This is a genomic window from uncultured Cardiobacterium sp. (assembly GCF_938028185.1).
Classification (GTDB): domain Bacteria; phylum Pseudomonadota; class Gammaproteobacteria; order Cardiobacteriales; family Cardiobacteriaceae; genus Cardiobacterium.
The window spans coordinates 1-1,449 of record NZ_CALJAH010000166.1; the positions used below are offsets into that span (position 1 = coordinate 1).

The window sequence follows — 1,449 nt, forward strand, 5'->3', positions numbered from 1 at the left end:
AAAATCACGGTGCAGGCGACTTACGACGACAACGCCAAGCATCATGAATCACCCACCAGCAGCGAAACGCAGGCGGTCAGCGAAGACACCCCGCCCGCCCCGCCTGCACCGAACGCGCCCGGCATTACCTTCAGCGGCTCAAGCGAAGTGACCGAAGGCGGCAAGGCGACCTATACCGTCAGCCTGGATAACCGCGCGCTGCCGCAGGCAAATTCGGCGAGCGAGCTGTTGCACAACCTGCAAAACCACAACGGCATCCTCTTTGGCCAGCAACGCGGGCTGGATGTCTCGCACGACGGCAGCGCCAACAGCGAAGGCAACAAATCCGACGTCTTCGCCATGACCGGCCATTACCCCTCCATCATCGGACTGGCGATGATGGAAACGCCGATGGAGCGCGGCCTCTCCGCCGCAGAAAACGGCAAACGCATGGCGGATGCCATCAAAAAAATCGACAGCGTCGGCTCCATTGCCAGCATCTCCGCCCACTGGGATATGCCGGGGGGCGAGACTGACCGCACCAAAGTGGATCTGAAGCGATTGCTGCCCGGCGGCGACCAAAACGCGGAGCTGAACGGCTGGCTCGATACCGTCGCCGAAATGGCCAAACACGCGGTGCGTGACGACGGCACCAAAATACCGTTCATCTTCCGCCCGCTGCACGAAGGCAACGGCGAATGGGCGTGGTGGTACTACGAACGCGGCGGCGCCGAGACCTACAAGGAGCTGTTCCGCTACATCGTCAACTACCTCAAAGAACACGGCGCGGACGGACAAATGCTCACCGCCTTTGCCCCCAACGGCAACTTCAACGGCGACGAAAGCCGCTACAACCTGCTCTATCCGGGCGACGACGTGGTGGACATCCTCGGCTACGACGCCTACGACACCAACAAGGCACTGCCCGCCAAAGACAAATGGGTCAAAGAAACCGTAGAAGACATGGCGATGCTCTCGCGCATGGCAGCGGCGCGCGGCAAAGTGGCGGCGCTGGCCGAATTTGGCCTCTCCGGCGACAAAATGATCCAGCCGGACGGCAACACCGACCTCACCTTCTACACCGACCTGCTCAAAGCCATCAAGGCCGACCCGGACGCCGCCAAAATCGCCTACATGATGACCTGGGCGAACTGGGGCGGCAATCCGGGCGCGGACTACTCCGCCTTCACCCCGTGGCCGGGACACGAAATGGAAGCGGACTTCCAGGAATTTGCGCGACAAATGACGATGACGCGCAACGCCGACCGCGACATCACCGTCGATGTCACCATCCAGCACGGCACCACCGACGACGGCGACATCCAGACCACCACCCGCACCGTCACCATCCCCAAAGGCCAAAACAGCGCCACCTTCACCGTGGACGCGGTGGCTGATGGCAAAGCGGAAGGCGACGAGCACTACACCGTCAAAATCAGCAATGCCCAGGGCGGGCAAATTGAGGCGGGC

General features: G+C 61.9%; 1 protein-coding gene. It reads left to right on the forward strand.

From position 1 onward, the window contains the following. A partial coding sequence (locus tag Q0349_RS04965) for a glycosyl hydrolase (protein WP_298079775.1) occupies window positions 1-1,449 on the forward strand: 1,449 nt, incomplete at both ends.